At 40.9% G+C, this 19,823-nt stretch carries 19 protein-coding genes; 16 read left to right on the top strand and 3 right to left on the bottom strand.

All coding sequences use genetic code 11. The features are described from left to right. Positions 1-486 precede the first annotated feature (486 nt). Both J2S77_RS00810 and J2S77_RS00805 read left to right on the top strand, forming a co-directional pair. Positions 487-1,566: an alanine racemase gene (locus tag J2S77_RS00810; protein WP_306973750.1), complete on the top strand. Its 1,080-nt coding sequence runs from the start codon at positions 487-489 to the stop codon at positions 1,564-1,566. An 87-nt stretch (positions 1,567-1,653) separates the two neighbouring features. After that, the gene (locus J2S77_RS00805) at positions 1,654-1,905 is read left to right on the top strand and encodes a hypothetical protein (protein WP_306973748.1); all 252 of its coding nucleotides are present in this window, start codon (positions 1,654-1,656) and stop codon (positions 1,903-1,905) included. Positions 1,906-1,941: 36 nt separating this feature from the next. Here the strand turns inward: J2S77_RS00805 and J2S77_RS00800 are convergent, their stop codons facing one another. Then, positions 1,942-2,850, bottom strand: a complete 909-nt coding sequence (locus J2S77_RS00800; protein WP_306973746.1) for a pseudouridine-5'-phosphate glycosidase — start codon at positions 2,848-2,850, stop codon at positions 1,942-1,944. Between the two features lies 1 nt (position 2,851). After that, the gene (locus J2S77_RS00795) at positions 2,852-3,943 is read right to left on the bottom strand and encodes a carbohydrate kinase (protein WP_306973744.1); all 1,092 of its coding nucleotides are present in this window, start codon (positions 3,941-3,943) and stop codon (positions 2,852-2,854) included. Between the two features lie 230 nt (positions 3,944-4,173). Here J2S77_RS00795 and J2S77_RS00790 point away from each other — a divergent pair, with 230 nt between their 5' ends. The 14 genes from J2S77_RS00790 (at position 4,174) to J2S77_RS00725 (ending at position 19,499) form a co-directional block, all read left to right on the top strand. Then, positions 4,174-5,760, top strand: coding sequence for an ATP-binding protein (locus tag J2S77_RS00790; RefSeq protein ID WP_306973742.1), 1,587 nt, complete (start codon positions 4,174-4,176; stop codon positions 5,758-5,760). A 5-nt stretch (positions 5,761-5,765) separates the two neighbouring features. Beyond that, positions 5,766-6,446: a response regulator gene (locus J2S77_RS00785; protein ID WP_306973740.1), complete on the top strand. Its 681-nt coding sequence runs from the start codon at positions 5,766-5,768 to the stop codon at positions 6,444-6,446. A 450-nt stretch (positions 6,447-6,896) separates the two neighbouring features. Next, the gene (locus J2S77_RS00780; RefSeq protein WP_306973738.1) at positions 6,897-7,961 is read left to right on the top strand and encodes a tripartite tricarboxylate transporter substrate binding protein; all 1,065 of its coding nucleotides are present in this window, start codon (positions 6,897-6,899) and stop codon (positions 7,959-7,961) included. Positions 7,962-8,037: 76 nt separating this feature from the next. Continuing rightward, positions 8,038-8,496: a tripartite tricarboxylate transporter TctB family protein gene (locus J2S77_RS00775; RefSeq protein ID WP_306973736.1), complete on the top strand. Its 459-nt coding sequence runs from the start codon at positions 8,038-8,040 to the stop codon at positions 8,494-8,496. A gap of 12 nt (positions 8,497-8,508) precedes the next feature. Further along, a complete protein-coding gene (locus J2S77_RS00770; protein WP_306973734.1) occupies positions 8,509-10,002 on the top strand; it encodes a tripartite tricarboxylate transporter permease in 1,494 nt (497 codons plus the stop codon). Positions 10,003-10,014: 12 nt separating this feature from the next. Then, positions 10,015-11,418 carry an SLC13 family permease gene (locus tag J2S77_RS00765; RefSeq protein WP_306973733.1) on the top strand — a complete coding sequence of 468 codons (1,404 nt, stop codon included), beginning with the start codon at positions 10,015-10,017 and terminating at the stop codon, positions 11,416-11,418. A gap of 106 nt (positions 11,419-11,524) precedes the next feature. After that, positions 11,525-12,661, top strand: a complete 1,137-nt coding sequence (locus J2S77_RS00760; RefSeq protein ID WP_306973732.1) for a sensor histidine kinase — start codon at positions 11,525-11,527, stop codon at positions 12,659-12,661. A gap of 1 nt (position 12,662) precedes the next feature. Then, the gene (locus J2S77_RS00755) at positions 12,663-13,298 is read left to right on the top strand and encodes a response regulator transcription factor (RefSeq protein WP_306973730.1); all 636 of its coding nucleotides are present in this window, start codon (positions 12,663-12,665) and stop codon (positions 13,296-13,298) included. A 113-nt stretch (positions 13,299-13,411) separates the two neighbouring features. Continuing rightward, entirely contained in the window at positions 13,412-14,341 is a 930-nt protein-coding gene (locus J2S77_RS00750) for an ABC transporter ATP-binding protein (RefSeq protein ID WP_306973728.1), read from the top strand. A 17-nt stretch (positions 14,342-14,358) separates the two neighbouring features. Continuing rightward, on the top strand, positions 14,359-15,618 hold the full coding sequence (locus tag J2S77_RS00745) for an ABC transporter permease (RefSeq protein ID WP_306973726.1): 1,260 nt from the start codon (positions 14,359-14,361) through the stop codon (positions 15,616-15,618). After that, positions 15,615-16,718 (top strand): ABC transporter permease, encoded by a 1,104-nt coding sequence (locus tag J2S77_RS00740; RefSeq protein WP_306973724.1) that lies wholly within the window; start codon positions 15,615-15,617, stop codon positions 16,716-16,718. Before J2S77_RS00745 ends, J2S77_RS00740 begins: the two co-directional genes overlap by 4 nt. A gap of 198 nt (positions 16,719-16,916) precedes the next feature. Next, the gene (locus J2S77_RS00735) at positions 16,917-17,099 is read left to right on the top strand and encodes a hypothetical protein (protein ID WP_306973722.1); all 183 of its coding nucleotides are present in this window, start codon (positions 16,917-16,919) and stop codon (positions 17,097-17,099) included. Positions 17,100-17,218: 119 nt separating this feature from the next. Further along, a complete protein-coding gene (gene putP / locus J2S77_RS00730; protein WP_306973720.1) occupies positions 17,219-18,742 on the top strand; it encodes a sodium/proline symporter PutP in 1,524 nt (507 codons plus the stop codon). A gap of 136 nt (positions 18,743-18,878) precedes the next feature. Continuing rightward, complete coding sequence (locus J2S77_RS00725; protein ID WP_306973718.1) at positions 18,879-19,499, top strand: metal-dependent hydrolase; 621 nt, start codon at positions 18,879-18,881, stop codon at positions 19,497-19,499. A gap of 19 nt (positions 19,500-19,518) precedes the next feature. Here the strand turns inward: J2S77_RS00725 and J2S77_RS14415 are convergent, their stop codons facing one another. Then, positions 19,519-19,818 carry a TIGR04104 family putative zinc finger protein gene (locus J2S77_RS14415; RefSeq protein WP_370871755.1) on the bottom strand — a complete coding sequence of 100 codons (300 nt, stop codon included), beginning with the start codon at positions 19,816-19,818 and terminating at the stop codon, positions 19,519-19,521. Positions 19,819-19,823: the final 5 nt, after the last annotated feature.

Raw genomic sequence — 19,823 nt, 5'->3', positions numbered from 1 at the left:
CCACTTTATTATTTTCTCATTTTTGAGTGTAGGGCAAATCCTGAATTATTTATGTACAATACACGAATCTATCTTAACTGAAATGCATGTCACGAAAAACTTTTGTTAATCGTGTATCCCTTTCCAATGTTTATAATAATTTCACTTCTTTCTTGAACTTCTACCTATATTTATTGCCCATTGTGAAACAAAAATCAGTGAGACACCGAATAAACAAGATGAACGAAATGATTACGGCAAAATATAAAGCATTCGCTAAGCTAGGATACGCTAATGCTGCAAATAGTCGGCCAGTTAATAGACCGGCTAGCCAATTAATCAGTAATAAAAGGGCATCAATGATTGCTGTTGTGATTGCCGCAGTGTCCCTCCTCTAATGTCTTGATGATACATAAGAAATATGAAAGTTTGATGAAAGCGATGAAGGATTTTCATTAATTTAGAAAGCTCATGTTACGATTAGGATAGCAGAGGAGGGAGTTCATGATGACTGAAGATACGCCACAATTATGTCTGAATGCCAAGGTTATGGAAAGAAATTTAGATCGATTAGCGACGTTTGCTAAAGAGAATGAGTTAAGTTTCAGGCCACATGTCAAAACCCATAAAAGTAAACAGATTGCACGAAAGCAAATGGACGCTGGTGCTGTCGGAGTAACGGTTGCTACTTTAGATGAAGCGGAAGTGATGATTGATGCTGGGATTCCATCCGTGATGGTTGCTTATCCCATCACAAAAGCCGAAAAGATAGCTCGTTTAAAAACGTTAGCTGAAAGAGCGCATATGATTGTCAGTATTGATACAACAGTTGGTGCCGATCTCTTAAGCGAAGCGTTTGTACAAGAATCAGTGGATGTCTGGTTGAAAGTGAATTCAGGCCTTAATCGTTGTGGGGTTGAACCAGGTGAAGAAGCAGCTAAGCTCGCTCAATATGTGTCGGAATTACCAGGGTTGAATTTGACGGGAATTTATACGCATGCAGGTCATGCCTATGGTGCTACATCAGAAGATGAACGACTGGCAATAGCAAAGCAGGAAGCGGAAAGTGTCGTTACAAGTGCTGGACGCTGTGAAGATGCTGGCATCACGATCCCTCATCGTAGTATAGGCACCACACCAACTGTTTTTGATGCAGGTGTGTATGATGGTGTCACGGATATTAGGCCTGGGAATGCGATATTTTATGATATGGTTCAAGTTGGCTTAGGTGTCGCAAAGCCTGAAGATTGTGCTGTGACGGTAAAAGCAACCGTCGCTTCGAAACATACGAACCGACTTGTGATTGATGCAGGAAGTAAAGCCCTATCACTAGAAAAAGGCGCTCACGGTAATGAATCAGTCGTTGGATTTGGCTATGTCGCCGAACACCCTGAACTCATGATCGAAAAATTGTCTGAAGAACATGGCGTAATCCCGATTGACCCCGATTCTAATTGTCCGTTAGCGATTAACGACACGATTCACATCATTCCTAATCATGCTTGTGTGACGGTGAATTTATTTGATTCATATGTTGTTTCGACAGGTGAAATTTGGTCGGTCGATGCTCGAGGCGGCTCGAAGTAATGACTACTCGTCGTTTTCTATCCACCTATTTCAAAGGAATAAATATTAAAGCAGCCTCGCATATTAAAGGCGAGGAGGCGATGGGTTATGAGCGAAAAAGAAAAATCAACCAGTGAAGGTCGGCCAGAAATGATAGACCACGGCGTCATTGTAAGGCCTGAAGGAGAAGATTGGCATGTGTATATAGTGGATCAAGAAGATGATGTAGAAACCTTCGACACAAAAGGAGAAGCGTTAAAGCGAGCGGATGACATCTCAGATGAGTATGAATCATTTGTTCAGTTGCTCGATGAAAACGGCGATGTGGATAATAATTTAACTTATGATGATGTGCAATAAAAAAGCAGTGGCAACGGAGCCACTGCTTTTACATATTTATTGATGATATGAAGCGGCGATTTGACCTGCAACTTCAGCATTGTGATAGACAAGCGCTAGATTAGTTTCTAGACTTTGTCCATCAGTAAGTGATTTCACTTTGCTTAGGATGTAGGGTGTCACATCTTTACCTGTCACATTCTCAGCTTTAGCATCACTTAAAGCTTGTTCGATCACGCTTTCGATTTGATCGAAAGGGATCTCTGAAGCTTCAGGTACAGGGTTCGCGATCACAGCGCCACCCTCTAAGCCAAGCTGCCACTTCGTTTGTAATGTTTTCGCCACGTCTTCAGAATTGTCAATTTGGAAGTCGACATCGAATTCGCTTTCGCGTGAATAGAACGAAGGGAAAGTGCTCGTCTTGTAACCAACAACTGGTACACCATGTGTTTCTAAGTATTCAAGCGTACGGCCGATATCTAGAATCGATTTCGCTCCAGCACAGACGACTGCTACGTTAGTTTGAGCTAATTCTTGTAGGTCAGCTGAAACGTCCCAAGTATATTCACCTTCACGGTGGACACCACCAATACCGCCTGTCGCAAAGACACGAATACCTGCTAAATTAGCTGCAATCATCGTTCCAGCTACGGTTGTCGCACCAATTTCTTTCTTCGCAATGACGTGACCAAAGTCACGACGGCTTACTTTATGAATGCCTTCTTCTGTCGCAAATGTATAGAGCTCTTCTTCTGTTAGACCAATCTTAATCTTCCCGTCCATAAGACCGATCGTTGCAGGTACAGCTCCTTGATCACGAATGATATTTTCAACTTTTTTCGCCATATCCATATTTTCTGGGTAGGGTAATCCGTGTGAAATGATGGTTGATTCGAGTGCAACGACTGGCTTTCCGTTTTCTAGAGCGTCACGCACTTCTCCTGTATAAGATAAAAATTGTTCCATCTTAATTCAACTCCTTTAATTTGTTATAAACCGTTTCGACGGACAAATCTTCTGCACAAGATTGTTCTGACTCTAGGGTGACGGTTGCGCAACCAAGTCCAAAACGACAAGATTCACTGAGTGACATTTGTTGTGTTGCCCCGTAAATCACACCTGAAGTAAAAGCGTCACCAGCCCCTGTGACATCCTTCACATCAACGGGTAAGGCTTCAATAAAACCTGATTCGTCTTGGCTATAGTAATAAATACCTTTTGCGCCCAATGTTAAGACGACTTGTTGTACACCTTGATCAAGCAACTTTTGGCACGCTAAAGCGTAATCTTGTTCATGATTAATCGTGATGCCTGATAAAGTTTCGGCTTCTTCTTGATTAGGTAAGATTGTGTGTACGCCTGTTAAATCTTTAGGTAATTTCTCTGCCTTAATGGATGATACTGGGTCAACAAAAACTGTTAATTGCTGTTTAGCTGACTGTTCAATGACTTCTTGTAAGGCATCAGTAGCAATATTCGTATCAAGGAAAATCGCATTGGCTTGCTTTATATGCGACCATTTTTGCTGAATAAGCTGTTTGGTTAATGCGTCATAAATGGCCATATCTGCCATAGAGACAACGAGTTCACCACTAGGGTCAAGGAATGCGCTGTATGTTCCTGTTCGCTCTTGAGATAAGGTCATCATCATTTGTGTATCTAGCCCAAGTTTGAAAGATGCATCACGCAACCATTCGCCTTCTTTATCCTGCCCGACAACAGTGGTCAAGCCAGGCCTTAGATTTAAGCGGGCTAAGTTTTCGGCAACATTACGAGCGACGCCGCCTAAGGATTCCTCAGTTTTTACAGGGTTTGATGACTGAAGCCGTACTGCTTGTAAGGCGTGGGCTTTACGGTCAACATTAGCACCCCCGACGCAAGCAATCGTTTGTTCATCATTAAGGACGTATGCACGACCTTTAATGCGTCCGGCTTCGATTAATCGCTTGATATAATTTGCAACAGCTGGACGCGATAGCCCAATCTGATCAGCAAGTTCCTGTTGGGTAATATATGGATTGAATCGTATGATTTGTAGAATCTGTTCCTCTTTATCCACAGACTCACCTCCTTAAAATGAAAGCGTTTCACTAACTATAACAAAAGTTTAAGATATAAACATATGTTTGTAAAGTAAAAAATGTTCATGTTTTAAACTTTTTATCAGTTAATAGAGTTTGAGTAAGTCTATTGTATAGCCCCTTGAAAGCGAGTTAACGAGTTTCCTATTGTCGCATTTAAAATTTAAGGATAAACTGAATGTGATTATAATTAAGGGAGCTAAGCTCTATGCTGAAAAAAGTCTCACTCCGAACAAAAATATTAACGTCCGTTATTTCTCTATTATTAATTGTGACAGTCTTTATTACAGGCGTTTACTCATACATAGAATGGAATCAGACGAAGGACCAGATGGGGCAACGTGCGCTTGATGTGGCGACTTCGATTTCTTTAACGCCAGAAGTCATAGAAGCGTTTGATGATGAGAACCCATCTGAGACGATTCAGCCCATTGCTGAGAGTATTCGTGAACAAGTCGGAGCAGAATTTATCGTTGTCGGAAATAAAGATAGCATTCGTTACTCACATCCACTTGAAGAACGAATCGGTAAACGAATGGTTGGTGGCGATAATGATCAAGCGTTAATTGATGAAGAGTACTATACCTCAGAAGCAGTTGGATCACTCGGGCCATCCTTACGCGGGAAAGCGCCGATTTTTAATGACCAAGATGAAGTGATTGGCCTTGTATCTGTTGGGTTTATGATCGAGGATATACGAAGCGTGATTTTCAGTCGCCTACAAATCGTCTTTATTATTGCAACTATTATTCTAGGTGTCGGTATAGTAGGTAGTATCGCCTTAACGCGGAGCATTCGTGATGATATTTTAGGACTTGAACCGCATGAGATTGTGAATTTCTACCGCGAACGAAAAGCTGTATTACGGTCAGTGAAAGAAGGCATCATCGCAATAGATGGCGATGGCTATATCACGATTATGAACCATTCTGCACGGGAAATGTTAGATTTAAGCGAGGACATGAAATATCAACATATCAATGATATTCTACCCAATACGAAAATGCTAGATGTGCTTCATCAGGGCGAAGCGGTCTATGATGATGAAATGATGTTAAAAGATCGCGTCTACATTGTGAACCGTATGCCGATTTTAGAAGAAGGAGAGGTTGTAGGGGCTGTTGCCAGTTTCCGTGATCGGACAGAATTACAGGGTATGATCAATACGCTGTCAGAAGTGAAACGGTATTCTGAAGATCTAAGAGCTCAAACACATGAGTATACGAATAAATTACATGTGTTATCCGGCCTACTTCAATTAGGGCATTATGATGAAGCCATTAACATGATTCAAGAAGAATCGAAACAACATCACCAGCAAACGAAAACATTATTTTCTAGCATTGAAGATCAAGCTGTACAAGCAATTTTACTCGGAAAGCTAGGGAAAGCTTCGGAGCAAAAAGTCAACTTAGCCATTGATCCTGCAAGCACATGTGCTCCGTTACCAGCTCATGTAAGTACGTCGAAACTTGTGACGATATTAGGTAATTTAATTGATAATGCATTTGAAGCCGTTCAAAACCAAAATGATCCTCATGTGACCTTCTCTGTATTAGATTACGGTCGAGATGTGATTTTTGAGATTAGCGATAATGGTCCGGGTATCCCAATAGATGAGCAACAGACCATTTTTGATAAAGGTTTTTCTACAAAGGATTATGATCATGACCGGGGTTATGGATTATCTGTTGTCGATGAAGTGGTCAATGAATTAGACGGGTCGATTGAATTGTCGAGCCAAATCGGTCAAGGTACAGTCTTCACTGTTTATATTCCGAAAGAAAGCAGGTGATGAAAGTGGCGTTAAAAATAGCCATTACAGAAGATGATTACCGTGTTGCTTCTATTCATGAAGGGTTTTTAGAGAAGGTGCCTGATTGCGAGGTTGTCTTCAAAGCTTTGACAGCAGAAGACACATTAACGAAGTTGAGTCATCATGATGTGGACTTGATATTGTTAGATATTTATATGCCTGATCGTTTAGGGACAGATATCATAACTGAAATAAAAGCTATTCATCCTCATATTGGTATCATCATGATTAGTGCTGGAACTGACCGTGACATCGTCGAACAAGCCTTACAGAATGGTGTTTTTGATTATATTATTAAGCCTGTAACAATCGAGCGATTTGTTGAAGCGGTTGAATCCTTTAAAGAATTTCGGGCTTCATTAGACGAACGAGACGAGGTTGATCAACGTTTCTTAGATGACTATTTCGGTAGACAAAAAGGTGGAAAAAATGAGTCCTTGCCAGAAGATACACCAAAAGGCATTGACCCATTAACACTTAAAAAGGTTCAAGACATCTTGCAAAAAGAAGTCGGCATAACAGCAGAAGAGATGGGCGAACAAATGGGGGCATCTCGCACAACAGCTAGACGCTATTTAGAATATTTAATTTCAGAAAATGAATGCCAAGCAGAATTAGAATATGGAATCGTAGGTCGCCCAGAACGCCGCTACTACAAGAGCTGAGGATTAACCTCAGCTCTTTTTTTAATAGCCCTGTTAAAGTTTAGTGTTGATTTTCAAATGGTGTAGCACTTAGTTGTTGAATTGTGAGAAGCGAAGGTGGCGACTCCTGGTCGACTAAAAGCGGTCACGTCCTGTGACCAACGTCGACATTAGGCCGTCCGGGCCGTCACAGGAACAGCACGTGTCTCGAGACCCCGCAGGCCGCGTTTTTTGGCCGAGGAGGCTCGAGCCGTGCCCGCGGAAAGCGTCCACCGGTAGCGGATTACAATATCAACAACGGACTTTAACAAAGCCTTTTTTAATAAAAACGTGAACAAAATGAACAAAATGCTAAAAATGTATCTAATGTTACTTATTTTGAAAACGGTTACATAACTAATTGTTTGAATTATCATAGAAATCACTTAAGAAATTATGACAATTCATTAAACATTTTTGGGAGGTTTACTTATGAGGAAGGTTCTTGCAAGTTCACTATTTGCGCTTATGCTCATTGTTTTAGCAGCATGCGGTGGGGGAGATAGTGAATCAGCCGAAGGAAACGGAAGTGACGAGTCATCAGAGAGCAGTGGTGACAATGGAGAGTCAAGTTCAGAAGAAAGTAGCTGGACACCAGCTGGTTCAATTGAAGTCGTTGCACCAGCTGGAGCAGGTGGTGGCTGGGATACGACAGCTCGTATGACCGCGCAAACGCTTACAGAAGAAGGCATCATTGAGCAAGACATGGGTGTTGTAAACAAACCAGGTGCAGGTGGTGCTGTTGGTTGGTCTTATATCGCAAACCAAAACGACCCACATAATATTTTCGTATCATCTTCACCACTATTATTAGTGCCTTTAAACGGTCAATCAGAACATACTTATGAAGATTTTACACCAATCGCAAACGTGATTGCAGACTACGGTGCATTTGTGACAGGCCCAGATGCTGAATGGGATACATTAGATGAATTATTCCAAGATATGAAAGATGGAAATGCTTCAGAAATTACGGTAGTTGGTACATCTGCTCCAGGTAGTATGGACCATATTCAATTTATTCGTTTCGCACGTGCAGCAGGTGTTGACGTGTCAAACATCAGTTATGTATCTGACCCAGATGCAGGTGGTGTAACGCAGGTCATGAACGGCAGTGCTGACGTATTTTCAACAGGAATTGGTGATGTGACAGAGCAGATCCGTTCAGGTGATGTGAAGCCTTTAGCTGTTACATCTGAGGAACGCTTAGACGGCGACACTTTAGGAGAGATTCCAACAGCAAAAGAACAAGGTATTGATGAAACGTTCGTTAACTGGAGAGGTTTCTTTGGCCCGCCAGACATGACAGATGCTCAGGTTGCCTACTATGAAAACAAACTTAAAGAAATGAGCGATTCAGAAGCCTTTGCTGATATTCGTGAGAACTATGCTTGGGATGAAATGTATATGGATAGTGAAGAGTATCAGACATTCTTAGAAGAAGAAAACCAGGTATTCAAAGATATTCTAAGTGACTTAGATATGCTAGAGGAATAATGAATGGTTTGGAAGTCAACGGATATTCCGTTGGCTTCTGATTATTTTTTGATATATGCCAGAGGAGGTGTCATTGATGACCCGAAACGTCAACAGAATAATTGGGCTGATTTTAGCGTTATTGGCTACAGGCTATTTATTGCTGAGTTATCAGTTACCAACGTATGACTATATTCCAGTTGATGCTGATGTGATTCCGAAAGCTTTGGGTTGGTTGTTATTAATTTTGTCAGTCGCCTTATTCTTTTCAAAGGATCAAGATTCAGAAGAGCAGAAAGCGAAGCGTCATGTCGCTAAAAAAGATGTTAAAGCTATGGCCGGCGTTTTTGGTATTACTTTAATTTATATCATGCTACTTGAAGTGGTTGGCTTTATTGTGATGACGTCTATATTTGTCTTTTTCTGTTCACTCTTTTTAGGATATCGTCAACATGTTGTGAATGCGATTGTATCGATTAGTTTTCCTATATTTATTTATAGTATTTTCGTCTTTTTACTCAATATTAATCTACCGCAAGGCATATTACCGTTGTAAAGGAGGGGAACCATGGGTAGTTTAGAAGAAATCTTAACTGGCTTTCAAGTAGCCATTAGTTTAGAAGGGATCATGTTTGTGTTGCTCGGGGTCTTTGTCGGGACATTTATCGGAATGTTGCCCGGTTTAGGACCAATTACAGCAATTGCTATTATGATTCCCATTACATATGGAATGGATCCTGCCTTAGCCCTTGTTATGATGGCTGGTGTTTATTATGGTGCTGTCTTCGGTGGGTCAACCTCATCTATATTATTAAATGCACCCGGTATTTCAGGAACAGTAGCCTCGTCATTTGATGGTTATCCGATGGCGCAAAACGGTCAAGCTGGTAAAGCACTCGCGATTGCAGCGATTTCGTCATTTATTGGTGGTACAATCAGTGTTGTTCTACTAATGGCTTTCGCTCCAATGCTTTCAAGTGTGGCGGTCTCGTTTGGTCCTCCAGCTTATTTTGCCTTGATGTTACTTGGGTTAACAGCTATTGCTAGTTTATCAGAAGGTTCGACTTTAAAAGCATTAATATCTGCTGTCGTTGGTTTTATGGTCGCGACGATTGGAATCGACCCACAAACAGGTACGGCTCGATTTGATTTTGGTGTGCCTCGTTTATTAGATGGGATTGATTTCTTAGTCATTGCACTCGGTTTGTTCGCGATTTCTGAAGTTGGTTATCTCGTGATTAATCGCTTCAAAGCTTCTTTCGCCAGTGCTAAGGAGCTAGGCAGTTTAAAACTATCAAAACAAGATTTGAAAGATATTAGTGGCCCTGCTGGACGCCAATCGATTCTAGGGTTTATTTTAGGGATTTTACCAGGTGCAGGAGCAACAATCGCTTCCTTTATCGGGTATATTTCTGAGAAGCGTATTTCTAAAAATCCTGAGAAGTTCGGTAAAGGGTATATCAAAGGCTTAGCTGGTCCAGAGACCGCAAATAATGCTGCAACAAGTGGTTCATTCGTTCCGTTATTAAGCTTAGGTATTCCAGGTTCAGGTACGACTGCTGTTATGCTAGGTGCTTTCTTAGTGCTAGGGATTCAGCCTGGACCAATGTTAATGGGGGATCACCCTGATGTGTTCTGGGGTGTCATTGCCAGTATGTACATTGGTAACATCTTTTTATTAGTTTTAAACTTACCGTTAATCCCGTACATTGCTCGAGTGTTAACAACGCCTAGGCCGCTCCTTATTTCACTTGTCATGATGTTCAGTTTAATCGGTGTTTATTCAATAAGTTTCAGTACATTTGACCTTTACTTATTACTAGGTTTTGGTGTGCTTGGTTTCTTAATGCGTATGTTTGCATTCCCAGCGCCACCATTTATTCTAGCATTTATTCTAGGTGGCATGATGGAGCAATCGTTTAGACAGGCGATGACGAGTTCGCAAGGTAATCTATCTGTCTTCTTTACGAACAATATTTCACTAGCGCTTATTATTCTATCAGTGCTTTCATTCGCATTCCCGATTATTCAATCGATGCGTCAAAAGAAAAAACAAGCATAGAAGGTCGTTAATATGTTAGACATTTTAAAATCAAATCGTGCGATGTTGATGATTTGGGCGGTGATGATTGGTGGATTTATTGTTGCGAAGCAGACCGTTTTAGAACCGCTCGCATCTAATCAACAATACACATTATTGGTTTTAGTGATTGCGATTTATTTATGGACTTTATCAACGATGCCTCAAGGTGCTGCTAGTATCTTTGTACTGGCACTCATGATTGCGCTAGGGGTTGTTGATGAACCAGATCAGGCGTTCCAAGGTTTCTTGACGTCTGGTCTTTATTTTATTGTGCTTTTATCATTGATTAGCCAGGTACTCGTCACGGTTGGATTAGACCAAACGATCGCGAGTTGGTTCCAACGGTTTAGTGGTGGTCATCTTGGACGAATTATCATTAGTTTGCCAATACTGATGATTTTGTTGCCGATCTTTTTACCGTCTGCAGTTGCCAGGTATAAAATTTTGGCGCCGTTAATTACCAAAATGAACGAATTTAATGGCTTAGGGCACGATAGTTTGTTTCATAAATTTGGTTTGTTTGTGATTAGCTTTTTAAATCAGAAGGGAACGTTCATTGTTTTTACGGGAGGCGGTTTTTCCGTCATTGCTTATCAGCTCATGGTGGAGTATGGTGTTGTAAATGCCCAGTGGTTAGAATGGATTGGAATCATGGCACCACCATTGATGGTGATGGCCGTATTGTCTTCAATATTCGTATGGTTATATTTAAAGGCTAAAACAGATGTCCCTTATGAAATGACTGAAACTAATAATAGATCATTCAACCAAAATGAAAGTAAGTATAATCGGCATCCCCAGTTTAAGATTGTGGTGTTAGCTTTTGTGGCTATGGTGTTAGCCTGGATTGTGACAGATCCCGAAGCTGTTCCGATTATTTTACCACCTATGGCGATGATTGTCTTTTTGGCTTTGCCTGGTATTGGTTTAGTGGATAATCAGTTGATTCGTCAATTTGATTGGGAAACGTTTTTACTGTTAGGTACTTCATTTTCATTAGGGTTTATTATGGCTGATAATGGGACGGCGGATGTCATTGCACAAGGTTTGCTACAGCTTGTGCCAAGTGACTTCAATAGCGTGTTGATGGTCGGCCTAATTGTATTATTCATCATTTTATTACGGTTGATGTTTACCAACGGATCGTCAGCTATTGTTGTTATTTTCCCAATTGTGATGTCGTATGCTGATTATGTGAACGTCAGTCATGTTGCGTTGGCTTTTCTTACGATGATGGTAGTTGGAGGGACGATTTTAATCCCGATTCATGCCCCAACCACGTATTACGCAAGTCAAACTGGCATTTTTTCTAAAGGTGAGCAATGGATTGTTGCGCTGATATCGACTTCAGTGACGGCTCTAGTTGCCATTCTTGCTGCATTCTTTTATTGGTAAATCAATTAATAAATCGCCCAACTGACTGTTACAAAAATCATTTGTAGCAGTCAGTTTTTTGTTACACTTTAAATAGATATGTGTTCTTATTAAGGTGGGGAGCTTTTTGAAGCAATTTATTATTTGGATCGTATTACATATAATCTTTTGGGGAGTGTTAATATCACCATTTTTCACTAATGTCAGTGATCACATATGGCGTATAAGTGGTGTGGCAGTCTATTTTACATTGATGTTTATGACACCGTTATTCCGCGATAAACAGCGCGTACTTGTTGTGATATTCGCTTCGCAAATCATGTTGATTACTAGTATTTTCTTTCCTTTTGGTGCTTTTAATTATTATCTAGTTGTATGGTTGGTTTTAGCGTTGGTTTTGGTAGAGTCAGCGGTATTGTTAAGCTTCCGAGCGTGGCTAGTGGTGATGGCGTTTAGTCTGTTACCAGTCGTGAGCCTTATCATGCGGGCTGAAATGGGAACAAGTTTGATGACCTTTGTATTATTATATATGACCTTGTTGTTAACGGGCGTCGCCTATTATCACTGGCAAAATCAACGGCATCGAGACTTAATAAATCGCTATGAAGAGCTTTCGAGTGATTTCCGTCAACTAAAGCGTCGAGTGACGGATCAAGAAGAGCTTGTACGTCAAGAAGAGCGTCATATGATTGGTCAAGAAATCCACGATTCTGTTGGTCACAAGTTAACCTCGATGATTATGCAAATAGAAGCGATTCGCTTAACATCGGAATCAGTTAAAGCGTCAGAAACTGAACAATTGAAAGCTTTAGCCGAAGATAGTTTGAATGAAACGCGCAAGGCTGTTCAAACCTTTAAGCAGAAAGAAGTCGGTGGCTTGCAAGGTGTGTTGCGTCTCATTCGTAAACTAGAATTAGAGAGCTTTATTCAAATTCACTTCTCGGTGAAACATGGTGCTTTTGCTGCGCCCTTAACGGGTGAACAATCATTTGTTGTTTATCGGTGCGTCCAAGAAGGGTTAACGAATATTATGAAACATAGTCAAGCAAGACATGCCCAAATCACTTTCGATGCTCCTGGAGGTAGTTTATTTCGTTTCGAGATTGTTAACCCAATTGAAAATGCCGTTTCGTTTGAAAATGGTTATGGATTAAAGTCGATGCAAGAGCGTTTAGAAAAAGTTGGTGGTGGCGTGAAAGCATACCATGTTGAGAACGAGTTTGTGTTAAAAGCTTGGATTTATCTGAACGAACGGGAGGGATAAGATGATTAAAGTGTTGTTAGCTGAAGATCAAACGATGGTCCGCCAAGGGTTGAAAGTCATGATCGAATCAGACTCTGGGATTCAGGTGACTGGTGAAGCTGGTGATGGGAAAGAGGCGATTGACCAGTGTGAAAGTAAATTGTTTGATATAGCGATTTTAGATATTCGTATGCCTGAGATGGATGGAATTGAGACGGCAAGAATTATTCGTTCACGTTGGCCGCAGATGAAGATTCTTATGTTAACGACTTTTGATGATGATCAATACGTGATGGATTCGCTCAAAATCGGCGTAAACGGCTATATGCTAAAAAACGGAGATACTGAATCGTTAATTCGTTCGATTCGAAGTGCCTTATCTGGCGGCTTGACGTTAGAGGATCATGTGGCTGCCAAAGTAGTCCCCTCCCTTATTAATGGCCAATCAGAAGAACCGACAGTCGCAGAGCATATTACACCTCGTGAGCGAGCAATACTTTCTTGTATTGGTGAAGGATTGAATAATCAAGAGATTGGTGAACGACTGGGGTTGTCGATCGGTACAGTTAAAAATAATACGAGTATCATCCTGGATAAGTTAGAATTACGTGACCGAACGCAGTTAGCTATTTATGCAATCCGTCATAATCTGGCGTAAATTTAAATGACTGAAGTCATGATTATATGACAGTGAATGACTAGAGTCAGTATTGGCTCTAGTTTTTTTCGTATACAATGAACTTAATTAGATGAAGGTGAAGGAGTAATCACATGTTAGAAACCGTGCAATTAAGCAAACAATTTAAAGGTAAAACGGTTGTCGATGAAGTTGACTTATATTTAGATCAAGGGGAATCAGTAGGGTTGTTAGGCCCGAATGGTGCGGGGAAATCAACGACTATCTCAATGATTTCATCCCTGTTAAAACCAACGTCAGGCGATGTGACTTTAAACCAGCAAAGTATTATTAAAAACCCAGCTGAGCTAAGGGCAGTTCTCGGAGTCGTTCCGCAGGATATTGCCTTATACCAAGAGTTATCGGCTTATGAAAATCTCAAGTTTTTTGGTCGAATCTATGGTGTTCCCAAGCAGCAACTTGAATCAAGAATTCAAGAAACACTTGAGATTGTCGGCATTAAAGAAAGGCAACAAGGCTTAATTAAGACATTCTCAGGTGGAATGAAACGACGCGTTAATATTGCAACAGCCTTGTTGCATAACCCGAAAATACTAATCCTAGATGAGCCGACAGTTGGTATTGACCCACAATCAAGACATTATATTCTCGAAATGGTGCGTCAATTAAACCAACAGGGAACAACGGTGTTATATACGAGTCACTACATGGGAGAAGTCGAGCAACTATGTGACCGCGTGTATATTATGGATCATGGTCAAGTAATCGCAAAAGGGACGAAGGCAGAGTTATTAAGTATATTATCGAATGAAGATACCATCAACGTACAGTTGGATCGTATAGACGACGAATTTTTATCGTCTGCTCGAGCAATTGATGGTGTTCGTAAAGTTGAAGTGTCTGGCAATAGTATTCATATTATTGCAAAGCAGGAACGTCAAATTGTTAGCCAATTGGTAAAAATAAGCGATCAGTTTGATGTCCAAATTAAGAACTTCCAAATGGAGACGCCAAGTTTAGAAAATGTGTTCTTGCATTTAACAGGACGAACATTAAGAGATTAATAGGGGGTGGAGTCAGCATGTGGGCGTTTCTTACAAAAGATTTATTATTGTTTTGGCGTGACCGTAAAGAAGTAGCAGTTATTATTTTATTACCGATTGTTTTAGTGGTCTTGTTGAGTTTAGTCGTGCCAGGCATGTTTGGTGAAGAAACATCAGAATCATATGATCTAGACTTGGCATTGGTCGTTGAGGATCAGCAAGACCAAGGATTTGAACGATTTCAGGAAGAAGTCGAACCATCTAATGATCAGTCACAACAAATGATAGATCAACTACAAGCGATGCCTCCAGTCGATGGGCTAGTAGCTTATTTAAATAGCCCGGAACTTGCAGAATGGGTCACTGTTAATCAGATGGACCTTGACCAGGCGCAAACGCAAGTAGACGAGGGAGAGCTAGATGCAGCTTTAATTATCCCAGAGCATTACACCTATCAGTTGCTAAACGAAATGGTGTTGGATGAACCATCTGAAGCGACATTGCAGTTTCAAGCTAGTGGGCAATCGCAAGAGGTAGATATGTTGCGTCAAATGATACAACGTTATCTGGATCAAATCAATTTGCAATATGCGGTCGCCAGTTCTGGCAGTCAAGTTGACTCGGCGAATGACAATTTACCTGAAGGTGGTGTGGAAAACGTAGAAGGTCAATCGATGTTCAGTATGGAGCATTATTTTACGTTCTCAATGGCCGCGTTGTTCACATTATTTTTAGCAGCAACAGTTGCTACTCGAACAGGGATCGAAAAACGTGAGCAGACATTTAATCGAATTGCTTTAACTAATGCGCCACCACTTTATTATTTAATGGGTAAGACTATTAGTACGTTTATTTTAGCGTGGCTGCAAATGATGTTCGTTCTGGTAGGGGCTCATTTGATCTTAGGCGTATTTACAGAAGAAGGGCCGACATTTTGGGTTGGTTTAATCGTGATGGCAACTTTATATGCATTAGCTATTGCTGCCATATCGTCGATTATGACGTCTACGATGTTACGTGTGAAAAATAACGATACAGGTGATGGAATCTTTATGGCTGTTGTGATGGTATTAGGTGTAATTGGCGGGAACTTTGTACCGATTAATGTATTACCAAACTGGTTACAACAAATTGGTGAATTGACACCGAATGGCTTAATATTAGCGACATTAACCGAATGGGTGCAAGATCAAACGTATTCGTTGCTGGTAATGCCTACTGTTATATTAGTTGCCATCATTGTCACAGCCTTATCGATTGGTATTGCGGTGTATCCGAAGCGAGGTGAACAATCATGAAACCCATTTTTCTAGCCCAATTAGCTAAAGACCGGCGCAATCCATTTTTAATCATTTTGTTAGTTGTTGTTAGTATAGTTGCGACTGTTCTATTTACAAGCGGTACTCAAGCGCCGATGACTATTCAGATTTATAGTGAAGCGGATCAAGCAGAAGCGATTGAAGATAAGTGGGCGGACCTGTTATCAGAAGGGACTGATATGACATTTGAAGTCACTGAAGCGGATCAGGTCAAGGAGAATATTAAACAAGGACAATCAGAAGTCGCCGTGAAGTTGTTGGAGGATGACTATAAACTTGTGACGGCATCGAACACACCAACGATTTATTATGTCGAACAACATGTTCGTGCTGTATTTGAACGTGAAGCTCGCATTGAAGCGGCTGTTTCTGATGCTGACCAACAGGGTGAAATGAGAGAGGCAATACAAACGGAATTGAATGACCCGCTCATGACAATGGATGTCCAATCTACATCAGGTGAACCGTTAACTAATTACGATATGGGTATACAATTAATGTTTGCCTTCACTTTGCTTGTCGCGATGTTCATTATCGGCTTTCGTGTTAATAATGTATTGAAAGACAAAGTGTATCATATCTGGAACCGTGTCATTCTATCACCTGTGAGTAAAACGAAAATGTATGCTGGTTATTTGTTGTATGCTTTTACAATTGGGTTTGTCCAAACAGCTGTTGTCTTAGTGATTTTTAATTATGTGTTGGATTATGATCTCGGTGAGCGATTCGGTTTGGTGTTATTGGTTTTAGCGGTGTTCACATTTAGTATGGTAAGTGTCGCGATGTTGTTCACCGGTTTCGTCAAAGGACCGGAACAATTCTATGCACTTTATCCATCAATCATTCCGCTTATTCCATTAATTAGCGGCGCTTACATGATGCCAGGTACGATTAGTAACCCTGCACTCGTTTTCATTGGTGATCTGTTTCCTTTATCGCATGCTATGGATGCCCTGGTTGATTTGGCGATATATGACGCCACTTTTCAAGAAATCGTGCAACCGATTATGCTTATGATTTTGATTAGTGTCATTTCGATGGGAATTGGTATTAACTTAGTTGAACGAAGAAGTAGTTAATACAATCCACACGAACCCATTCGCTCCTCCAATAAAGATTGATGGTTTAGTTTAAAGATTTAGCAGGTAAAAGCAATTTTGTGTCGAATAAGATGCATATAAACATGAAGTCTCTTAGACAATCATAAAATATATTAGCGTTCACACGACAACTCTTGATATGATGAAACAAAGGAGCTTCTTTAGGAGGCGTTTCTGATGTTCATCACGCATGAAATAGTCATCATAATCGTCGTTTTTGGCTTTGCGGCTTTGGTGACTTACGTGTTGAAAGATGTTGTTCAGAGTGAGAAAAGTGGATACTCATATCTGTTGATTGTGATCGCCGTATTCATTTATGTGATTATTGGCTTCGTTGTATTTGAACTACTATTAAATTAAGGGGGAGATTGGATGGAGTACAGCATTTCATTTGGTACGTATTTCTGGCTATTTGTGCCGATGTTGCTTGTCGTCGTTCTATCGTTCATATCATGGGTGAAAGGACGTGACAAATCATAATGGGTACAGCTACTTTAACGACGTTTATTGTGTATCTCGTTGGGATGTTGGTGCTTGGTATTATTGGTTATCGGTTAACGAATAATCTATCAGACTACTTCTTAGGTGGCCGTAAGTTAGGCCCAGGTGTAGCCGCATTAAGTGCAGGGGCATCTGATATGAGTAGTTGGCTGATTCTCGGTTTACCAGGGGCTATTTACTTAGGTGGTTTCGGTGAAGCCTGGCTTGCTGTTGGTTTAACGATTGGTGCGTATTTGAACTGGCAGTTTATTGCGAAACGTTTGCGTATTTATACAGAGGTGTCTAGCGATGCGATCACATTGCCAGACTTCCTAGAGAAACGCTTTCGTGATAACTCGCGTTTATTACGTAGCGCTTCAGCAGCCGTCATTTTGATCTTCTTCACAGTTTATGTCGCCTCTGGTCTAGTGGGTGGCGCTGTCTTATTCAGCAATACATTTGGTTATGATTATATGGTCGCATTACTCATTGGTGGAGCTGTCATTATCGCGTATACGTTCTTAGGTGGCTTTATTGCGGTAAGTTGGACGGACTTCATACAAGGAATTCTCATGTTCTTGGCTTTAATTGTTTTACCGTTTGTCGCCATATCCGAACTAGGTGGCTGGAGTGAAACTGTGAGCGTAGTGGGTGAATTATCAGAAGGAAGCCATTTAAACATGATCCAAGGTGTTAGCATGATTGGCATTATTTCCTCACTCGCATGGGGGCTCGGTTATTTCGGTCAACCACATATCTTAGCACGTTTCATGGCGATTCGGACACATAAAGATGTGCCAAAAGCACGTTTAATCGGAATGAGTTGGATGGTCTTCTCATTATTCGGTGCGATTTTTGTGGGGATTGCAGGTTTTGCCTATGTTGGAACAGAAGCGGTCCAATCGGAATTAGCTAATCGTGGAATTGAAGCATCAATGGACGGTAGTATGTTGATGCTTGCCAATGAAGAGGCAGTCTTTATTGCGATGACCCAATTATTAACGCATCCTGTCGTAGCTGGTGTATTACTAGCAGCGATTTTAGCGGCGATTATGAGTACGGTTGACTCCCAGTTACTCGTGTCATCATCAGCTGTTGCCGAAGACTTTTATAAAGGCTTTTTCCGTAAGAATGCTTCTAACAAAGAGTTAATCTGGGTGGCGCGTATTTCAGTTATTGTGATTGCGTTAATCGCCTTAATCATCGCAAGTGACGATGAAAGTCGAGTGCTTGATCTCGTCGCCAACGCCTGGGCCGGCTTTGGTGCCTCGTTCGGTCCGATTGTCGTGCTTAGTTTATTCTGGAAACGTTTAACGCGAAACGGTGCTTTAGCAGGTATTGTTGTTGGTGCTGTGACTGTCTTAACATGGGGCCAAATCGATCCGTTTGATGGCTTGTATTCATTAGTACCTGGGTTCTTGTTTGCGACGATTGCAGCAGTTGGTATTAGCTTGCTTGGTCGCGGACCTTCAAAAGAAATTCAAGATGAATTTGAAAAGACGAGAGAAATGTCTAGATCATAAAAGTTACGTTACAGTTGAAATCCTTCCTGCTTTTAAAGTGGGAAGGATTTTTTGTGTCTAAAGGCTGATGGTGCTGAATACGGGAGAGTTGGTATGATGATAAACGTCACTCACAACAAGAAAGGGTCGAGACATCATGATGGCAAAAGGGCATCAAGCCATGGGGTTAACGTGGGGTGTAGCTGCGGTTACATTCGAGAGATGGTTACCGCTCGATTTAAACGGTGTACCTGAAACGTTATTATTTTTAACGGTCGTTTTAATAGGTGCTTTATTACCTGACGTTGACTCTAAACAATCTAAAATAGGACGCTATGTGTATCCGATTTTCGCTGGTGTGGTCGCTTTAATTGTTATAGGGGCTATATGGCGTCCTGATATGTTAGCCATTTTTACAGAACAACGCACGAGCTTTTTATTAATCGGAATGGGACTCATCTTACTCATGTTAACGTCACACAGAACGTGGACACATTCTTTAGTTTTTGTCGTAATTGTAGGCGTGGTGTTAACGACGTTGCAGACGTCATTTGATATTTCGGAAACGCTGCAATACGGATTTTTAATCGGTGTCGTATCGCATATTTTCGGTGACTACTTAACTAAGCAAGGAGTACCACTACTTTATCCACTCAGTCAGAAGAAGTTCAAGTTTATATTGTCTTTTAAAACAGGTTCACCAGTTGAAAACGTCGTGGTCATGGGATTAGTAGGACTATGTGTTTGGATGTTGGCTAGTTCTGTGATGCCTTTTTAATGAAACTTGGAACATTTGATTAAATGATATTCTGTTCCTCATTCGATAAGGTCAGCATTGAACAATAAGCAATGAAATAAACTGGGGTTAAAACTGCCAACATAGTAATCCCCCACCAAGGTGATATATTAAAGAGCAAAGGGAGAAACATCGTGATCGGGATAAATAAGGTGGCCACCCCAAATCGTCTATGTGTTTCCTTTGATATAAATTGTGTGCCACCACAGTAAGGGCATGATAGGCGTGTGTCTAATACAAATGCGTGCTTCACCGTGTCCTTAAAAGTCCATGTATTGAAGCAGCGTTGGCATGTTGGCATAATTA

This window comes from Alkalibacillus salilacus (assembly GCF_030812915.1).
Classification (GTDB): Bacteria; Bacillota; Bacilli; order Bacillales; family Alkalibacillaceae; genus Alkalibacillus; species Alkalibacillus salilacus.
The sequence above is the reverse complement of the archived record's forward strand: the minus strand, read 5'-3'. Positions and strand labels throughout refer to the sequence as shown.

What these genes read in the sequence shown, in the direction of transcription:
- J2S77_RS00750 (WP_306973728.1), top strand. Translation starts at nt 13,412, where the DNA reads ATGTTAGAAACCGTGCAATTAAGCAAACAATTTAAAGGTAAAACGGTT.
- J2S77_RS00810 (WP_306973750.1), top strand. Translation starts at nt 487, where the DNA reads ATGACTGAAGATACGCCACAATTATGTCTGAATGCCAAGGTTATGGAA.
- J2S77_RS14415 (WP_370871755.1), bottom strand. Translation starts at nt 19,818, where the DNA reads ATGCCAACATGCCAACGCTGCTTCAATACATGGACTTTTAAGGACACG.
- J2S77_RS00765 (WP_306973733.1), top strand. Translation starts at nt 10,015, where the DNA reads ATGTTAGACATTTTAAAATCAAATCGTGCGATGTTGATGATTTGGGCG.
- J2S77_RS00755 (WP_306973730.1), top strand. Translation starts at nt 12,663, where the DNA reads ATGATTAAAGTGTTGTTAGCTGAAGATCAAACGATGGTCCGCCAAGGG.
- J2S77_RS00805 (WP_306973748.1), top strand. Translation starts at nt 1,654, where the DNA reads ATGAGCGAAAAAGAAAAATCAACCAGTGAAGGTCGGCCAGAAATGATA.
- J2S77_RS00770 (WP_306973734.1), top strand. Translation starts at nt 8,509, where the DNA reads ATGGGTAGTTTAGAAGAAATCTTAACTGGCTTTCAAGTAGCCATTAGT.
- putP (WP_306973720.1), top strand. Translation starts at nt 17,219, where the DNA reads ATGGGTACAGCTACTTTAACGACGTTTATTGTGTATCTCGTTGGGATG.
- J2S77_RS00780 (WP_306973738.1), top strand. Translation starts at nt 6,897, where the DNA reads ATGAGGAAGGTTCTTGCAAGTTCACTATTTGCGCTTATGCTCATTGTT.
- J2S77_RS00800 (WP_306973746.1), bottom strand. Translation starts at nt 2,850, where the DNA reads ATGGAACAATTTTTATCTTATACAGGAGAAGTGCGTGACGCTCTAGAA.
- J2S77_RS00725 (WP_306973718.1), top strand. Translation starts at nt 18,879, where the DNA reads ATGATGGCAAAAGGGCATCAAGCCATGGGGTTAACGTGGGGTGTAGCT.
- J2S77_RS00735 (WP_306973722.1), top strand. Translation starts at nt 16,917, where the DNA reads ATGTTCATCACGCATGAAATAGTCATCATAATCGTCGTTTTTGGCTTT.
- J2S77_RS00775 (WP_306973736.1), top strand. Translation starts at nt 8,038, where the DNA reads ATGACCCGAAACGTCAACAGAATAATTGGGCTGATTTTAGCGTTATTG.
- J2S77_RS00745 (WP_306973726.1), top strand. Translation starts at nt 14,359, where the DNA reads ATGTGGGCGTTTCTTACAAAAGATTTATTATTGTTTTGGCGTGACCGT.
- J2S77_RS00740 (WP_306973724.1), top strand. Translation starts at nt 15,615, where the DNA reads ATGAAACCCATTTTTCTAGCCCAATTAGCTAAAGACCGGCGCAATCCA.
- J2S77_RS00790 (WP_306973742.1), top strand. Translation starts at nt 4,174, where the DNA reads ATGCTGAAAAAAGTCTCACTCCGAACAAAAATATTAACGTCCGTTATT.